Origin of the sequence: Chryseobacterium artocarpi (genome assembly GCF_001684975.1) — a bacterium.
In the GTDB taxonomy this organism is placed as follows: Bacteria; Bacteroidota; Bacteroidia; order Flavobacteriales; family Weeksellaceae; genus Chryseobacterium; species Chryseobacterium artocarpi.
In genome coordinates, this window is record NZ_MAYH01000045.1 from 209,611 (window position 1) to 226,103 (window position 16,493).

18 protein-coding genes are annotated in these 16,493 nt (G+C 36.4%); 8 read left to right on the forward strand and 10 right to left on the reverse strand.

Features of this window, described 5'->3' with window-relative positions; genetic code table 11:
- The first annotated feature begins 124 nt into the window (after positions 1-124).
- On the forward strand, positions 125-1,321 hold the full coding sequence (locus BBI01_RS15780) for a multidrug effflux MFS transporter (RefSeq protein ID WP_083190127.1): 1,197 nt from the start codon (positions 125-127) through the stop codon (positions 1,319-1,321).
- A gap of 124 nt (positions 1,322-1,445) precedes the next feature.
- Positions 1,446-2,354: a DUF6268 family outer membrane beta-barrel protein gene (locus tag BBI01_RS15785; RefSeq protein ID WP_065395607.1), complete on the forward strand. Its 909-nt coding sequence runs from the start codon at positions 1,446-1,448 to the stop codon at positions 2,352-2,354.
- Positions 2,355-2,438: 84 nt separating this feature from the next.
- Here the strand turns inward: BBI01_RS15785 and BBI01_RS15790 are convergent, their stop codons facing one another.
- The 5 genes from BBI01_RS15790 to pepT all read right to left on the reverse strand — a co-directional run bounded on the left by BBI01_RS15790 (position 2,439) and on the right by pepT (position 6,906).
- On the reverse strand, positions 2,439-3,173 hold the full coding sequence (locus tag BBI01_RS15790; protein ID WP_065395608.1) for a LytR/AlgR family response regulator transcription factor: 735 nt from the start codon (positions 3,171-3,173) through the stop codon (positions 2,439-2,441).
- Positions 3,163-4,014: a sensor histidine kinase gene (locus tag BBI01_RS15795; protein ID WP_228394021.1), complete on the reverse strand. Its 852-nt coding sequence runs from the start codon at positions 4,012-4,014 to the stop codon at positions 3,163-3,165. The genes BBI01_RS15790 and BBI01_RS15795 overlap by 11 nt, the downstream gene beginning before the upstream one ends.
- Positions 4,015-4,298: 284 nt before the next feature.
- Positions 4,299-4,895, reverse strand: coding sequence for a porin family protein (locus BBI01_RS15800; protein WP_065395610.1), 597 nt, complete (start codon positions 4,893-4,895; stop codon positions 4,299-4,301).
- A gap of 191 nt (positions 4,896-5,086) precedes the next feature.
- On the reverse strand, positions 5,087-5,653 hold the full coding sequence (locus BBI01_RS15805) for an energy transducer TonB (RefSeq protein WP_123862158.1): 567 nt from the start codon (positions 5,651-5,653) through the stop codon (positions 5,087-5,089).
- Between the two features lie 5 nt (positions 5,654-5,658).
- Positions 5,659-6,906, reverse strand: coding sequence for a peptidase T (gene pepT, locus BBI01_RS15810; protein WP_065395986.1), 1,248 nt, complete (start codon positions 6,904-6,906; stop codon positions 5,659-5,661).
- Positions 6,907-7,095: 189 nt separating this feature from the next.
- Between pepT and BBI01_RS15815 the strand changes: the two genes are divergently transcribed.
- Together BBI01_RS15815 and BBI01_RS15820 are read left to right on the forward strand one after the other, a co-directional pair.
- Entirely contained in the window at positions 7,096-7,944 is an 849-nt protein-coding gene (locus tag BBI01_RS15815) for a hydroxymethylglutaryl-CoA lyase (protein WP_065395612.1), read from the forward strand.
- Between the two features lie 29 nt (positions 7,945-7,973).
- Positions 7,974-8,810 carry a sulfurtransferase gene (locus BBI01_RS15820; protein WP_065395613.1) on the forward strand — a complete coding sequence of 279 codons (837 nt, stop codon included), beginning with the start codon at positions 7,974-7,976 and terminating at the stop codon, positions 8,808-8,810.
- A gap of 47 nt (positions 8,811-8,857) precedes the next feature.
- On the opposite strand, the gene BBI01_RS15825 is transcribed toward BBI01_RS15820, so the two are convergent.
- The 4 genes from BBI01_RS15825 to BBI01_RS15840 are packed head-to-tail and all read right to left on the reverse strand — an operon-like array spanning position 8,858 to position 10,759.
- Complete coding sequence (locus tag BBI01_RS15825; RefSeq protein WP_065395614.1) at positions 8,858-9,184, reverse strand: SUF system Fe-S cluster assembly protein; 327 nt, start codon at positions 9,182-9,184, stop codon at positions 8,858-8,860.
- 3 nt (positions 9,185-9,187) lie between these two features.
- Positions 9,188-9,889, reverse strand: coding sequence for a 3'-5' exonuclease (locus BBI01_RS15830; protein ID WP_065395615.1), 702 nt, complete (start codon positions 9,887-9,889; stop codon positions 9,188-9,190).
- Between the two features lie 16 nt (positions 9,890-9,905).
- Positions 9,906-10,253 (reverse strand): tRNA-binding protein, encoded by a 348-nt coding sequence (locus tag BBI01_RS15835; protein ID WP_065395616.1) that lies wholly within the window; start codon positions 10,251-10,253, stop codon positions 9,906-9,908.
- Positions 10,250-10,759 (reverse strand): hypothetical protein, encoded by a 510-nt coding sequence (locus BBI01_RS15840; protein ID WP_065395617.1) that lies wholly within the window; start codon positions 10,757-10,759, stop codon positions 10,250-10,252. Before BBI01_RS15840 ends, BBI01_RS15835 begins: the two co-directional genes overlap by 4 nt.
- Positions 10,760-10,976: 217 nt before the next feature.
- Here BBI01_RS15840 and BBI01_RS15845 point away from each other — a divergent pair, with 217 nt between their 5' ends.
- A complete protein-coding gene (locus BBI01_RS15845) occupies positions 10,977-11,846 on the forward strand; it encodes an ATP-grasp domain-containing protein (RefSeq protein WP_065395618.1) in 870 nt (289 codons plus the stop codon).
- 191 nt (positions 11,847-12,037) lie between these two features.
- Here BBI01_RS15845 and BBI01_RS15850 read toward each other — a convergent pair whose 3' ends face one another.
- Positions 12,038-12,862, reverse strand: coding sequence for a universal stress protein (locus BBI01_RS15850; RefSeq protein ID WP_065395619.1), 825 nt, complete (start codon positions 12,860-12,862; stop codon positions 12,038-12,040).
- 289 nt (positions 12,863-13,151) lie between these two features.
- Here BBI01_RS15850 and BBI01_RS15855 point away from each other — a divergent pair, with 289 nt between their 5' ends.
- The 3 genes from BBI01_RS15855 (at position 13,152) to BBI01_RS15865 (ending at position 16,488) form a co-directional block, all read left to right on the forward strand.
- Positions 13,152-14,210, forward strand: coding sequence for a sensor histidine kinase (locus BBI01_RS15855; protein WP_228394022.1), 1,059 nt, complete (start codon positions 13,152-13,154; stop codon positions 14,208-14,210).
- The gene (locus BBI01_RS15860) at positions 14,207-14,971 is read left to right on the forward strand and encodes a LytR/AlgR family response regulator transcription factor (RefSeq protein WP_065395621.1); all 765 of its coding nucleotides are present in this window, start codon (positions 14,207-14,209) and stop codon (positions 14,969-14,971) included. The genes BBI01_RS15855 and BBI01_RS15860 overlap by 4 nt, the downstream gene beginning before the upstream one ends.
- Positions 14,972-15,366: 395 nt before the next feature.
- Positions 15,367-16,488: an efflux RND transporter periplasmic adaptor subunit gene (locus BBI01_RS15865; RefSeq protein ID WP_065395622.1), complete on the forward strand. Its 1,122-nt coding sequence runs from the start codon at positions 15,367-15,369 to the stop codon at positions 16,486-16,488.
- Positions 16,489-16,493 lie beyond the last annotated feature (5 nt).

Consider the following 16,493-nt stretch of genomic DNA (forward strand, 5'->3'; position numbering starts at 1 on the left):
TATCTTTTTTTATGATTGAATCTTCAGTTTGTCCTATACTTCCTTCAGTTCTTTTATTGTAAGCACTTACTTTTTAAGGCAATTTTGCATCCTGAAAAAAGTCGCCTGTGAAGGCTTATAATTTATGAAGAAGTTAGGTATTGTAGTGTTTATTTTAGCGCTACTCAACACGTTAGAATCGTTAAGTATAGATCTTTATCTCCCAGCTTTCCCAAGCATGGCAGAAATTTTTAATACTGATATCGGGCATATCCAGGTGTCTATTTCGGTTTTCTTTGCCGGGTTTGCATTCGGACAATTATTATGGGGTCCTTTGTCTGATAGAACAGGACGTAAGCCGATGTTATACTGTGGGCTTTTCCTTTTTATCATAGGAGCTGCTGCTATTTATTTTACCTCAAATATTTATGTTTTATGGGCAATGCGTTTCCTTCAGGCATTCGGAGGAAGTGCGGGAATTGTTATTGGTAGAGCAATCATCATCGATCTTTATGATAAGCAAAAATCTGTAGCAATATTTTCCCAACAAACTCAGATCAGTGGAGTAGCGCCTATTATTGCGCCTTTGTTGGGAAGTGTATTTCTAAAATACTGGGGTTGGAACAGTTCGTTTGCCTTTCTGGTAATACTAGGGATTATTACATTTATTCTTGTATATAAATGCGTTCCTGAAACTAATGCCAGATTAGTGTCCAAAGATGCTGAAAATGCAGAAAAAAGAACAAATCTGATGGAGCAACTTAAAGTAATTATTGCCAATAAAGACTTTATAAGCAATACCATGGTAGGAAGTGTAGCTTTTGCATCTTTGATCATCTATATCTCTAATGCACCTTTCCTTTTTATGGAATTACACGGTTTTTCCAGTGAAGTTTTCGGGCTTATATTTGCCTTCAATTCTGTAGCATTGATCCTGGCTGCTTATATTACTCCGAGACTGATCAAAAGAATTGAGGAAACCAGACTGAAGTTTATTGCAACGGTTATTTTGTTTTCTTCATGTTGTCTGCATATTCTGGTTTCTACGTATCAGCTATCAGTAGGATTGGAAATTATACTGTTACACATTTCATTACTGGCGATAGGAATCTTATTCCCGATAACCTCTGCTCACGCTTTATCATCCTTTAAAGAAGGTCGTGGTACTGCTGCAGCACTGATGGGCTTTATGCAGCTTATGGTCACCTTTATTATTTCGGGTATTGTAGGACTAATGGAAGCTCAATCTATCATTCCGATGGTGGCTACAAGAGCTTTAATTGCCATTATTGCAGTATGGTTTGCCTATCGTTCTCTGAAAAGTATCAGAGCATTTGCTTAGATATTCAAAAGTACTTAAAGACATTATCCTGTTACTTTATCTGTTGGTCATCATAGACCTGCACTTAATCAAGTAATTTTTGTAAAAAACCGTCAAAGGATTCTCTTTGCATAAAATTTAGAATATGAAAAGAAACCTTTTGACGGCTTTTTGCTGTCTGTTGCCGTTAGGGTATTGGATAAGCGCACAGTCAGGAATCTCAGCGGAACTTAAAACTGAATATATTCCTTCTTCCAATTACATTCGCCCTGAAGACAGCCTTAAAACAAATTCCAAAAGTGATTTTAAAAGAGCGACCCTGAATCTTAGCATCCCTTTATCTGTAAAGAAAGACAGCGCAGGAAGAATAAAGGCATGGTCAATGCTGTTGAGTGGATCCTATGCAAAAATGTCTCATAAAAATTATGAAACACCTTTGTTTCCTGATCAAATGCTGAATGCACAGGTAGGATTACAACACATAAGACCCTTAGGAAAAAAATGGAGTATGATGATGATGGCATCTGTAGGGCTGTATACAGATCTGGAAAGAATAAGTTCTGATGATATTTTGGGACAGGGAGGGGTTTTGTTTATCAGACATTTTAATCCAAATTTAGCATTGGGTGGAGGGCCGGTGCTTACCACTGCATTTGGACCGCCGATGGTTTTACCCTGGATTTATTTCGACTGGAAAACAAACGGAAAAGTGAAGTTTAAGCTGAACTTCCCCGAAGGTGCTGAAGCCGGATACGAATTTTCAGATGCACTCACTTTAAAAGCTGTGGTAAACCTCAGTGGAATGGTTGTAGAGAGAAATAAAGATGGGAAATCCACTATGTTTGGCTATCAGCAGATTACGGCGGGGCTCAGACCGGAAATCAAAATTACGGATAAACTAAGCTTAGGAGTTACAGGAGGCTCAACTTTGGTGAGAAGCTTTAGCGAAAGCGAAAGAAAAATTAAAAGCATTTTTAAAGATAAAAAAATGGCAGACCCAAAGTTTGCCAGTACTTTTTATGTAGCTGTTTCTCTACGTTGGAATTTACCATAAAATAAGGAGAAAAGAAGCTGGAGTGCTTTTGAGATGTTTTTTTAACTTCAAGAATTTCCCCGCCCAGTCTCCAGCTTCCCTCTTTTATTTACTGATCAGCTTTTTATATACCACCTGATTCAATAGTTCTTCCTTACGGGTACGGGAAATAGGAAGCTCCGTCTTATTAATGTATAAACGCCCTCCGGAAATCATATCAATGTGAATGATATTGATCAGAAATGACTTATGAATTCTGAAGAAATGTTCGGAAGGGAGTGATTCTTCAATTGCTTTCATCGTCTGATGGATGATCAGCGATTTATCCTTAAAATGCAGCTTGGTATAGTTCTGCATACTTTCAATATATAAAATATCTACCCAGGAAACCTTAATGAAGGTATCGGATTGCCTTACATACAAAAAAGGATCATCCAAAGAAGTGTTTTTCTTTAGCTTTTCACTGATGATAAACTGCTGCTGAGCTTTATTCACTGCCTGATAAAAACGGTTAAAAGCAATAGGCTTTAAAAGATAATCCACAACCTGAAGACGGAATCCTTCCAGTGCATATTCGGAATAAGATGTGGTAAAAATACATAAAGGCGGGTTTTCAAGCTGCTCCAAAAAATCAATACCATTAAGATAAGGCATATTGATATCCAGAAAAATAAGATCGATTTCGCTTTCTTTTACTTTAGCATCAGCTTCCAAAGCTGTGGCACATGTACCTTCCACTGATAAAAAATCAATCTGGTCCGCAAGCTCTTTAAGATGGAATCTTGCCAAAGGTTCATCATCTACGATCAGACATTTCATTTTAGGGATATTACTGCTCATTTTTTTCTGAGAGTTTTAGGGTTAAATTTACTTTATAGACAAGATTATCGGTTTCAATTTTCAGATCATAGGCTTCTGGATATTGAAGCTTTAAACGTTTTTGTACATTTTGCAGACCAATTCCTCCATCCTTCTTTTTATGAATAGCAATATCAGAATATGAATTTTCAATATAAAAGAAAAGATTGCTGTTTTCCTCTTTACAAAAAATTTTAACATAGCCTATCTGTCCGGGTAGCCTACACACATATTTAAAAGCATTTTCAATAAATGGAATCAGAAGCAATGGCGCAATAAAAGCTTTATTATTACTGATTTCCAAGGTTGATTGTACATTCAGTTCATTCCCCCATCGTAACTTTTCTACTTCAATCAGGTTTTGCAGATATTCAATTTCCTTATCCAGCGGAACCAGATTTTGATTACAGTGATACAGCTGATATCTCAGAATATCTGAAAACTTCATCAGTAAAAAATCTGCAAGTTCCGTATCTCGTTTCATCAGGATATGGATATGATTCAGAATATTAAAAACAACATGCGGATTGATCTGATCCTGAAGAAGTTTAAGCTGATTCTCAAGATGTGCCTGCTGAAGAAGGATATGATCGCGCTCTATTCTTCCATGTTCTTTGTAGAATTTAATTCCACAGGCAGATCCGTTGATCAGGAAAGAAGCGGGCAAAGACATATAAAATCCCCGCCACAAAAAAGGTAAGTGATCTTTGAAATCCGGAGGAAGCTGGTGCTTGGGAGCTGCTTCTAGATAGGTGAAAATAACAGAAAAAATGGCGCTCAGAATAAAAATAACCATGACCGTCTGAACCAGAAACTGTTTCATTTTTTTTTCACGTAAAGCTTTTGGCAGTAGTTTACTGGTTAAAAAATGCGTGAACGTAAATGAACTGACAGAGATGATAATTGCCTGCACTATTGCAAGATATTTGTCTGTCTCAGTCTGAAAGTTACACCATAGTACAATCGTAAGGACAAGCCAAAAGATGAAAGTAAAAATATATTCTTTTAGAACAAAGGGTTTTGTCATGAGAGCAATCTGAAGAGAGTTTATAAAAAATTAGAAACTGCAGGGTTACAGTTTCTAATAAGTAAAGATAATTCAAGTTTTTAGAATAAGAAATAACCAATCCCAAGGGTGAAACTGTGGGGCTTAGATTTAAATTCCTTACTGATGTTTGACAATCCGTTTTCATATCGCAGATCTACAGTAAAATTTTTATAGTCTATTCCTATACCTCCTGTAATTCCGATATTGGATTTATCAAACTTTTTAAAGCCTTCCTGAATAGATTCGGAAGCAGATAGCTTGTTGTTGAATGCATAGCTGTAAACACCGCCGGCGAATGCTCTTAAATTGAAATCATCTGTGTTAATGATCTTATATCCTACTACCACAGGAATATCAATAGCATTCCATGTCAGTTTGGCGGAACCACCAGATTTTTCTTCGTACGATGCTTTTCTTTTGTTGAATAGCGCTTCTCCTTGTACATACAGGCTTCCAATATCTACTCTTGTCATTACCCCTGCCTGATAGCCAAAACCGTATTTCCCTTCCAAGGAAGAAGATTCCGTTGAGGTTTTTGTAAAATTTGTTCCTCCTTTCACTCCCACATGAAGAGCCGGTTTTTGCTGTGCCTGAGTTTCTACGGAACAGGTAATGCATAATAACAATGAGCAGAATGCTAAAAATTGTTGTTTCATAATTTTAATTATTGTTAGAAATTTGATGCAAAACAACAATTCTGAACGGAGGACAGAAATTTTATTTGATGAACGGTAAAAGGGTGTTGACGAGCTGTATATTTTTCAGGAATAGAAAGGTGTATCTATTTAATCTTAGAAGATTAGTTGGAGCAAAAAATAACCCCGGTTATCTGTACCGGGGTCATATTTTATTTTTTGAATGTTAAAACTAAAGGCATCATCACTGTAGATGATACCGGTTTTCCATTACTTTCTGCAGGTTTCCACTTGCCATTTTCTTTGATACGGTAGAAGGCTGCTTCAATAAATGCATTTACATCTTCATTATTTCCTTTTACATGAGCATCAAGAGCATTTCCTTTAGAATCTACTACAAAGGCTAATGTCGCTTTATAAGAATCTGAAGAGTAATTTAAAAAAGCAAGATCAACTGCCTGGGATAATGACTTCTGAAAAGCTGCTTTACCAGTTTCGTAATCTGCTTCTTTCGTCACTTTTGTTTTTACAGGCGGATCGTTATTTAACACCTTTTTCTCGTCTTCAGCAATTTTATCAAGAGCATTTTTGTAAGACGTTATTTTGTCTTCCGTAAGAAGCCACTCCAGCTTAGTTCTTAAATCGTTAGGCTTAGGATATTTGTTATACAGAGCCGTTTTCTTTCTTTCATATTTGGAATCAGCTTTTTGAAATGCAGATACCTGTGCACCCGCGAAAGCAAATGTAGATATGAACGCTAATGCTAAGAGTTTTTTCATCTTCATTATGCTTTTACGATGTTAATAATAACCTCAGTTGCTTTTTCCATGCTTTCTAACGCTACATATTCGTATGGTCCATGGAAATTGATTCCTCCAGCGAAGATATTAGGACAAGGTAATCCCATATAAGAAAGCTGAGCACCATCCGTACCCCCTCTGATCGCTTTGATCTTTGGCTCAATACCAGCTTCAGTCATTGCTTTTGCCGCAAGATCTACAATGTGCATCTTACCTTCAAACTGTTGCTTCATATTTCTATATTGTTCCTTGATCTCCACTTCAGCAGTTCCTTCACCATGTTTTTGGTTGAATTCAGCTACTTTTTCTTCCATGAATTTCTTTCTTGCTTCAAATTTGTCAGCATCGTGATCTCGGATGATATACTGAAGTTTCGCCTCAGAAATGTCAGCTGTAATGTCCATTAAGTGGTAGAATCCATCAAATCCTTTTGTAGTTGCAGGAGTTTCATTAGTAGGAAGCATTTGAGCAAATTCAGCAGCTAATAATGCCGCATTGATCATTTTACCATATGCATAGCCCGGGTGTACGCTCAATCCGTGGATTTTTACCACAGCTCCTGCTGCATTAAAGTTTTCGTACTCCAATTCTCCAACTTCTCCACCATCCATTGTGTAAGCCCATTCAGCACCGAATTTAGCTACATCAAACTTATGTGCACCTCTTCCGATTTCCTCGTCAGGAGTGAATCCTACAGCAATTCTTCCATGCTTGATCTCTGGGTGGGCGATAAGATATTCAGCAGCTGTTACAATCTCTGCACAACCCGCTTTATCATCAGCACCTAGAAGCGTAGTTCCGTCAGTAGTAATTAAAGTCTGCCCGATGTATTTTTTTAAACTTTCAAATCTTGAAGGAGACAAAGTGAATCCTGTAGTCTGGTTCAATAGAAGATCATTCCCATCATAGTTTTCCCAAACCTGAGGCTTTACATTTTCCCCGTTGAAATCTGGTGATGTATCATAGTGTGAAATGAACCCAATGGTAGGTCTGTCATCATTTTCAAGGTTAGAAGGAACGTAGCCCATAATATAACCGTGTTCATCAATTGAAACATTTTCCAGACCGATATTCTTCAGTTCTTCTGTAATGTAATTCGCAATATTCCACTGACGCTCAGTAGAAGGAGTAGACTCACTTTCTGCATCACTCGTTGAATATATTTTTACATAGCTAAGAAAACGGTTCAGTAATTTCTCTTTCCATAAAGGATTGAATTCTATTGTACTCATCAGATTTATCATAAATTTTAACAAAGTTAGCAAATTTGACGCTCAGAATGCATTATTTGATACTGAATATCAGTTATTGAAATTATAAATCAGTTATAAATATTTGAAAATCAAAATAATGTTAGCTTTGTATGTAGTAGATACTAAATAGTTTAGTTTTATTATATTTGAGAAAATCAAAAAGTAAAAATGTTTCTTACCGAATGTCCTAGAGATGCAATGCAGGGATGGGGAGAATTTATCCCTACCAACAAGAAGATAGATTATATCAACTCCTTGATGGATGTTGGCTTTGATGTATTGGACTGTCTGAGCTTTGTTTCTCCAAAAGCAATTCCCCAGATGGCTGACTCTGATGAGGTGGCAGAAAATATCGATAAATCCCGTTCCAAAACGAAAGTTTCAGCTATTATTGGAAACTATAGAGGAGCAGAAAAAGCATTAAAACATGAATCTGTGGATATCCTTGGATTTCCGTTCTCTATTTCTGAAACATTTCAGCACAGAAATACCAATAAGAGTCAGGACGAAGCTTTTGAGGAGATCATTAAAATGCTTGAGCTGGTAAAAAGCGAAGGAAAACAATTGAATATTTACTTTTCCATGGCATTTGGAAACCCTTACGGTGAAATGTGGAAGTGGGAAGATGTAGATCAATGGGCGCAAAGATTCTCTGATATTGGAGTAAAGGACATTCTGCTTTCTGATACAACAGGAGTGGCAACTCCGGAAACCATTGCCCTTTTATTTGAAAAAATTCCGTCTAAATATCCTGAAATCAACTTCGGAGGACATTTTCATAACCGTTATGAAGAATCTTATTCAAAACTGAAAGCGGCTTATGATCAAGGTTGTAGAAGATTTGATAGCGCGATTAAAGGAATCGGTGGTTGTCCTATGGCTAAAGACGATCTTGTTGGAAATATGCCTACAGAGCAGGTAATCAATTTTATGAGCGTTGAAAAAGCTGATCATAAACTGAATCTGCTGAACTTTGAAAGTTCTTATAATAAGGCGAAGGATATTTTTCATTTTTAAAATGATTTTTTAATCTAAAACAACAGAAAATGTCTCCAATCATACCATCATCCCAATTAAAAAATATTTCCAGTGACAATCTTATCATTCTTGATGCAAGAATCGGGAAAGATGTAAAACAAAACTATCTTGATAAGCATATCAAAGGAGCAAGATTCATCGATTTGGATACAGATCTGGCTGAAATAGGAGAAAATGCAGCTTTCGGAGGCAGACATCCGCTTCCGACTCCGGGAAAATTTGCAGAAACACTTTCCAATCTTGGAATAACTGAAGATGCTCATATTGTAGTTTATGATGATAAAAATGGTTCCAATGCAGCCGCTAGGGCTTGGTGGATGTTAAAATCTTTTGGCTTTGAAAATGTACAGGTTTTGGATGGCGGAATTCAGGCTGCTGAAAAAGAGAGTGTGGAATTTTCATCAGGAGAAGAAATCTTTGAAAAAGCTCCGCTGATTAATAGAACAGATTGGTCTTTGCCTGTTTCAAGCCTTGAAAACGTTGAAGATGAATTAAGAAACAATTCTTCTACCGTTATTGATGTAAGAGATGCTTACCGATACAGAGGAGAGTCTGAACCTATCGATCTTGTTGCGGGGCATATTCCTGGAGCTATTAATATTCCTTTTTCTGAGAATCTGGATGAAAACGGATTGTTCCTAAGTCCGGAAGTTTTAAAAGAAAAATACAGCCAATTATTGGAAAATAAACCTGAACATCTGATTATTCACTGTGGTTCGGGAGTGACGGCGTGTCATACGATTTTAGCATTGGCTCATGCAGGATTTGATATCCCCAATCTTTATGTAGGCTCATGGAGTGAGTGGAGCAGGAGAGAAGGAAAAGAAGTGGCTAAAGATATTTAAAATAAGAACCCCGAAAATTGCTCCGGGGTTTTATATTTTTTGTGGCATTAAAGCATTCCAAGCTCAAACTTTGCCTCTTCACTCATCATATCCTTATTCCAGCTAGGTTCGAAGGTAAGCTCTAAATCTACACTGTTTACATGTTCTACTTCCCCCACCTTGTCTTTTACTTCCTGAGGAAGTGTTTCTGCAACAGGACAGTTGGGAGTCGTAAGGGTCATGATAATTTTTACGTCAGCATCATCGGAGATCTGTACATCATAAATTAGCCCTAACTCGTAAATATCTACCGGAATTTCGGGGTCATATACGGTTTTCAGTACGCTGATGATTTCCTCACCAATGTCAGCAATTTGATCGTCTGTAAATTTCATTTTTTAATCTAAATTGATATTCCTTTTCAACAAATCTTCCTGACGCATACGTCGGAAAATATTTGCCAAAGTTAAGACATCTTTTTCACAATAGTCAACAATTCTCTGCAAGTCTTTTTCTATGTAGTAAATTGATGAAACCATTGAGCCGTCAATATCATCTTTCGGAGTGGGAATACCAAAGACATGAGCCAATAATTCCAATGATACAAAACTTTTATAATCCCCGAATTTCCACAGTTCCATCGTATCTATATGAGGAACCTCCCAAGGTTTTTTTCCAAACAATTGAAAAGGAGCCGGAGGTTGTATTCCATTGATCAGATACCTTCTTGCGATCCAGGGAAAATCGAATTCTTTTCCGTTGTGAGCACAAAGAATGACATTGTGAAGTCGTGGGCTGTTGAAGATTTCTCCAAATTCCTGAAGCAGTTTTTTTTCATCATGCCCGGAGAAGCTTTTGATCTTTAACGTCTCGTTCTTTTCCAACATTCCGATGGTAATGCAGATGATCTTTCCAAATTCAGCCATAATACCGGCTCGGTCATAAAACTCTTCTGCTGAAATTTCTTCTTTTCTCTGGAATTTGGTTTTTTTATCCCAAAGATGCTGATCGGTTTCAGATAAATCATCCCAGGAAGCTGCCTGAGGTACCGTTTCAATATCAAGGAATAAAACTCTTTCTAATGGTATGTTCTGTATCATTGTGTGTTTTGTTTTGCTATCCTACCTGCATTCCGTTTTTTGTAGGTAAAGAAGGGGTTAAAAGGGTGACGTCTTTTTTATCTTCACCATATAATCCTAAAACTAAACATTCACTGAAGAAATTGGCAATCTGCTTTTTAGGGAAATTCACTACCGCTAAGATCTGTTTTCCTACCAATTCTTCTTTTTGATAAAGAGAGGTAATCTGAGCAGAGGATTTTCTTATTCCTAAATCTCCAAAATCTATTTCCAATTGATAAGACGGATTTCTTGCCTTTTCAAAATCGTTTACCGAAATAATCGTTCCGCATCTGATGTCTACTTTTTCAAAATCTGCCCAAGTGATGTCTGGTTTTGTGGTCATGGTAATGTGTTAATTAAATGTTCTACTTCTGTTTTCTGTTCTGCATATTTTTGTTGTAAATCTGAACCTTCACCCATTCTTTTGTAATATTCCAGGGCTTTACCCCCAAAGAACTTTTTATGAAAATCCGAAACTTCAGGAACCTGTGGAAAAACTTTATGAAAAAGCATTTCATAATACGCCTGAAATTCACGTTCATTTTTGTCTTCAATGACTTGTCCGGGAGCTTTTTGCCTTACATGAAGCATTTCATGAGCAATCATATTCAGGACCAGGTTCAGATCAAAATCAAATAAATTCCTGGGAATCATTACAGTTTGAGGTCCTCCCAATTCACCTTCTGCGGTAAGAAGCATAGAGGTTGGAGAAAGCTCTTCCCTGAAACCAAAACCTGCAAAATTTTCATGCTCAAGATCAAAAGAATGAATCAGATATTTTGCGGCATCCAGAATTTGATTGTGTTCCTTATAGGCGTCAAGGTGTAAATGGATCTGCTCGAAATTCATTTGGAATATGTTTTATAACAAATGTATTAAAATATTGAGAATACGAAGACTGTTTGCAGGAATATTGACCTTTAAATATTGTTGAATTAATCATTTATATGATCATCTGCGACGAAAATGCTTTAATTGTATCCGTTTAAATTAAAAAAACTGTATCTGTGCTTATTCATACATTCTTCAGAACTTTACTTAAAGATAAATACATAATAACAGAAGCATGAAAATCACAATAGTAGGCTATAAAATGGAGAAAAAATTTTCTCAGGGTGTGGCGAATGATGAGGATACGGAACTAATTAATTTTTTGATCAGTAAAGGTTTGGACGTTATTCCTTCCATCTGGAATGATGAAAATATCGACTGGAGTAATTTTGACGTTGCGATTATTAAATCTCCGTGGGATTATCATAATCATTTAAATGAATTTCTGGATTGGTTGGAAAAGATTGATAAACTGGGTGTTAGAGTATTAAATCCGGTTGAAATTATTAAATGGAATTCAGACAAACATTACCTGAAAGATATTGCAGCCAAAGGACTTCCGGTAATTCCAGCAGAATATCTTGACAAAGACTCTTCTTTTAGCAATCATTTTTTTGATCTTTTTAAAACAGAGAAGCTCGTGGTAAAACCGTGTGTAAGTGCGGGAGCGCAAAATACAATTACCGTAAGCAGAAACAACTTTGACAAACATTCAGCAGAAATAGAACAGCTTTTGAGAGAGCAGGATTATATGGTACAGCCTTTTGTAGAGGAAATCCAAAATGGAGAATGGTCATTCCTCTTTTTTAATGGAAAATATAGCCACTGTTCGTTAAAAACTCCTAAACAAGGCGATTTCAGAGTACAGCATTATCATGGCGGAACAATCAGTTATCCTATACCGGATCCCTTGCATATAGAGCAGGCAGGTGCTTATTTAAAAAGTTTACCACAATCAACCCTTTATGCAAGAGTAGATGGAGTTCTTATCGATCACTCATTCAGATTAATGGAGCTGGAACTTATTGAACCTTACCTGTTTTTGAATGGAAACAATACTTTATTGGAAAATTATTATCAGGCATTAATGACCCTGGTTTCTTAATTTTTAAATTATTTTGTGATAGACCGTTTCTGCTTTGAGGCGGTTTTTTTTATTTAATAATTGAGAGTGATATCTTAAAATAAAAACAGGACCGGAGGGCAAATTCCGGTCCTGTTAAACAAGATTAAGTGTAAAATTTAGCCTTCTAAAGGCAAAAAAGGATACAAATGTGTACAGATTTTTATTGAGTCTTAATCTATGTTTAGGGGGATTGATAGTAATGGTACTTTATTTTTATACGCCATGATGGCTGTTTTGCTTCGGTGGAAAAGAGATTCTACGAGATTGTATCGATAAGGAATCATAGTTAAAAGATCAGCATTGGTCAGTTTTACTTCCTCTTCAATGGCTTTTACCACTTCCATAGACTGGATCATCTTAAAGCTGTATTTAATATCATCCATGTCATATCCGGAATTCAGATCTATATCTTGAATGACTTCCGTAAAATCTTCGAGACTCTCACTTACATTGAATACTTCAATTTCCGCATTGAACTCATTGATGAAATAATAAATATCATTCATCGCAGACCAGCTCATGCATTTATGAGTATCATAGGCAAAAAGTATCTTTCGAACTCCTATATACTCAATATGTCCGGGGACAATCAATATTGGTTTTTTGATTCTGTGGATGGCTTTTGTAACAGTATTTCCCAGCAGTCTCTGTTCAAGAGTCTTCTCTGCCATTCCCATAACAATAAAGTCACAGTTTGTGATCTTGATACAATTATTAAGCTCTTCAATGAAATTACCTGAGGCAAGATGAAACTTTGTTTCTATAGAATATATGGTATTGAGTTCATTTGCCTTATCAGACAGCTTTTTTTGATTTTTAAGAGTCTGTTCATAGAAAAAATCAGCAGAGGCTTGAGCATTCAGGGCGTGAATGGAAACACTCTGTAAATTGAACAGAACCAGATTATATTGGTTTTCCTTAGCAATAGACGCCGCATAATGAACGGCATTTTCAGCTTCTCGGGAAAAATCTGTGCAGACAATAATTGTTTTCATTGTACAGGATTTAATAAGGTAAAATTATGGAAGAAACAGATCTCTTGTCTTAAAAATATTGTGATGTTGCATAAAATGATGATGAAATGTATTTTTCAGGTGATGAAACGTCAGTCTTCATTTGAACACTTATATTTTACGTTTCATATACAGTTTTGGCGGTCTCGTCTAAAATAGAAGAGAGTCATCTAAAATCTATTTTTATATTTACACTCACAAAGCCCCGGAAATGAATAAGATTTCTACCATAAGAAAAAATTTAATACGCAGTAAAAAGATACTTTCCGCAATGAAAAGGAGAGTGGTGATTTGGGCAGTAGCAGTGGTGGCTTTCTGTGGGTTTTCCTATCTGATTGACCCTTTTGACCCTGTTTGGCAAAGTTATTTGGATACCCCATTAAAAATGGTGGTTGAAGATGCTTTATGGATCCTGCTTTTCTCTGTTATTATTTCTGAAGTAAGTATCCTTATTGATATGGCACTCAATAAATTGCTTCCATGGAAAGACAGGACGGTCAAGAGATTACTTATTCAGGGTTTTATTCAGATTGTAGGAAGTGTTCTTATTGTAGTGATTGTGAATGCTATTGTAGAGTGTACATCAGACAATTTACCGGAAATGGATTCCCGAAAAGAATATACCTTGATGGGGCAATGGGTAGCAACCAATATTGTAATATCATTGATCATAAGCGGCTTTAATACGGTGGATTATTTACTTCAAAACTGGAAAAGAACAGCCGTAGAAGCTGCTCAGCATAAAATAAGAGCTTCTAAACATAAACAGGCGGCAATGGCAGCAGAACTTCAGGCGCTCAAACTGCAGATAGATCCTCATTTTATCTTTAATAATCTGAGTGTACTTTCTGAGCTTATCCTTGAAGACCAGCAACTCGGATATGAGTATTCGGAGAAGTTTGCACGTGTGTACAGATACTTATTGGTTAATTCCAAAAAAGATATCATTGCGGTAGAAGAAGAATTGAAGTTTTTAGACTCTTATATCTTTCTGATTGAGAAAAGAATAGGAGAAGGGGTTATATTTAAAATAGACATTCAGGAAGAATATAAATCGATGTACACCCTTCCGTTATCCTTACAGCTGTTGGTTGAAAATGCCATCAAACATAATCAAACTTCTAAGGCAAATCCACTTGAAATTCATGTATATACAAACAAAGAAGGAGAGCTTGTGGTTTCCAATACGTTTTTACCTTTGATCAATAAGCCGGATTCCTCAGGAGTAGGACTTACCAACGTCATGACAAGATATGAGATCCTAGGATATGCAAAACCGATAATAGAAAGAACTGAAGATAAATTTATTGTAAAACTTCCATTGATATGAAGATAAATAAAATTTTAATTGTAGAAGATGAAAGACCCAATGCCGACAGGTTAAAAAGGTTGCTGTTAAAGCTAAGACCTCATATTGAAATACTGTCTGTAGAAGATTCGATAACCTCTACGGTAAATTGGCTGGAAAACAACGTTGTTCCGGATATCATCATGATGGATATTCGTTTAGCAGACGGAATCAGCTTTGAGATTTTTAATAAACACGAAATTAAAAGTGCAGTGATCTTCACAACAGCATACGATGAATATGCCGTGCAGGCTTTTAAATATAACAGTGTAGATTATCTTTTGAAACCAATCGACGAAGAAGAGCTGGAAGCAGCCCTGAAACGTTATGAAACCTTTATGGAAGCGGTTCCGGTAGTAGGTTCTGCTATTGAAGGATTATTAAATTATATCCAACCTAAAGACTATAGAAAACGCTTTTTAATTGTACATCGTGACGGATATAAAACGGTACTCGCCGAAGATATTCTCTATTTTTATACAGAATTGGGAATCAGTAAAGCCATGTTGAATACCGGTGTGGTAGAAAATATTCCTCAAACATTGGAAGAGCTTGAAAAACAATTAGATCCAAGATACTTCTTCCGTGCAAACCGACAATTTATTATCCATATTGATGCCGTAAAACAGATTTATAATCATTTTAATGGTAAACTGAAGCTGGAACTGAGAAAACAACCTGAAATGGAAGTAATTGTAAGCCGGGAAAAAGCTTCTATATTCAAATCCTGGATGGATTATTAATAAAGAAATTACATACTTAAAAGCTGTCTCAATGAGATGGCTTTTATTTTTTCTGTTATGTCCTTTATACTAGATTCTCTGAAATTGTAATTACTGAAAACTTAAATTATTGCCTTTTTCTTTGTTTTATTAATATCGTATAGCTATATCAAAATGTAGCCTGAATCATGAGTTTTAAAAGTGAAACGTATAAATTTAAACGTCAACCGGATTTTTGAAATACTAAACCGAAAACACTCTTTTTTATCGATCCAAATGGCAGGAATACCCGTCTTTCCTTTCATTTTTGGTATGCTACGTTTCACCTGCGATTAATTACGCTTCACCTTATTTTTAGATCAGTATCCTTATTATATGAACTTATTTTGCTGTTGTAAAATTTAAAATCAAATGTTATGAATTATAGAAAAGGATATCTGGCACTTTCACTCGCGGCTGCAGCTATATTGTATTCGTGTGGTTCAGGGAATGCTCAGGAAAATGCTCAGCAGATGCAGCAGGCTCTTCCTACAGACTTTATCCAGGTAAAATCCGGAAATGAAGATGTTTCCACAGGATATCCCGGAAGTATCGAAGGGCAGGATAATGTAGAAATTAAAGCTCAGGTAACAGGATATCTGGAAGCCGTTTATATAAAAGAAGGACAATATGTGAGTAAAGGGCAAACATTATTCAGAATCAATCCGTCTGTGTATAATGAGCAGGTGAATACCAATGCAGCAGCTTTGAAGTCTGCTTTGGCAGCTCAGGAAACAGCAAAACTGGAAGTGGAAAAATTAAGACCTCTTGTAGAAGGAAAAGTAGTTTCTGATATGCAGCTGAAAACAGCTCAGGCAAATCTAAAAGCAGCATCAGCACAAGTGGCTCAGGCACAATCTTCATTAGGCTCTTCAAAGATCAATGCCAACTTTACTTATATCAAGGCTCCTGTAAGCGGATACATAGGAAGGATTCCGAACAGAGTAGGAAACCTTATCAGCCCTTCTGATGCTTCACCGCTGACGACTTTATCAAATATCAGTACCGTAAATGTTTACTTCTCTATGAATGAAGCTGATTTTATTGCACACAGCAGAGCTACAGCTTCAGGTGAAAATGCAGAGAGTGTAGAGCTTATTTTGGCAGATGGTTCCACTTATGTCTTCAAAGGAAGATTGGAAAATGCGAGTGGAAACTTTGACAGAAATACAGGAAGTATCCAGATGAAAGCTGTTTTCCAGAATCCTGATAAACTATTAAGGTCAGGAGGAACCGGAAGAGTGATGATCCATAATGCTTTAGATGGAGTTATTAAGCTTCCGAAAACATCTGTAAAAGATATTCAGGATAAATTCTTTGTCTATAAACTTGCCGGTAAAGATAAGGTGAAGATGACCCAGATTAAAGTATCAGGAAGTACGCCTGAAGATTACTTTGTGAAAGAGGGTGTTGCCGCAGGGGATAAAATTGCTGTAAACAGAATAGATGCCCTTACAGACGGAGCACAAGTTATGGCTAAAGTAACTCCTTCGAAATAATTTTA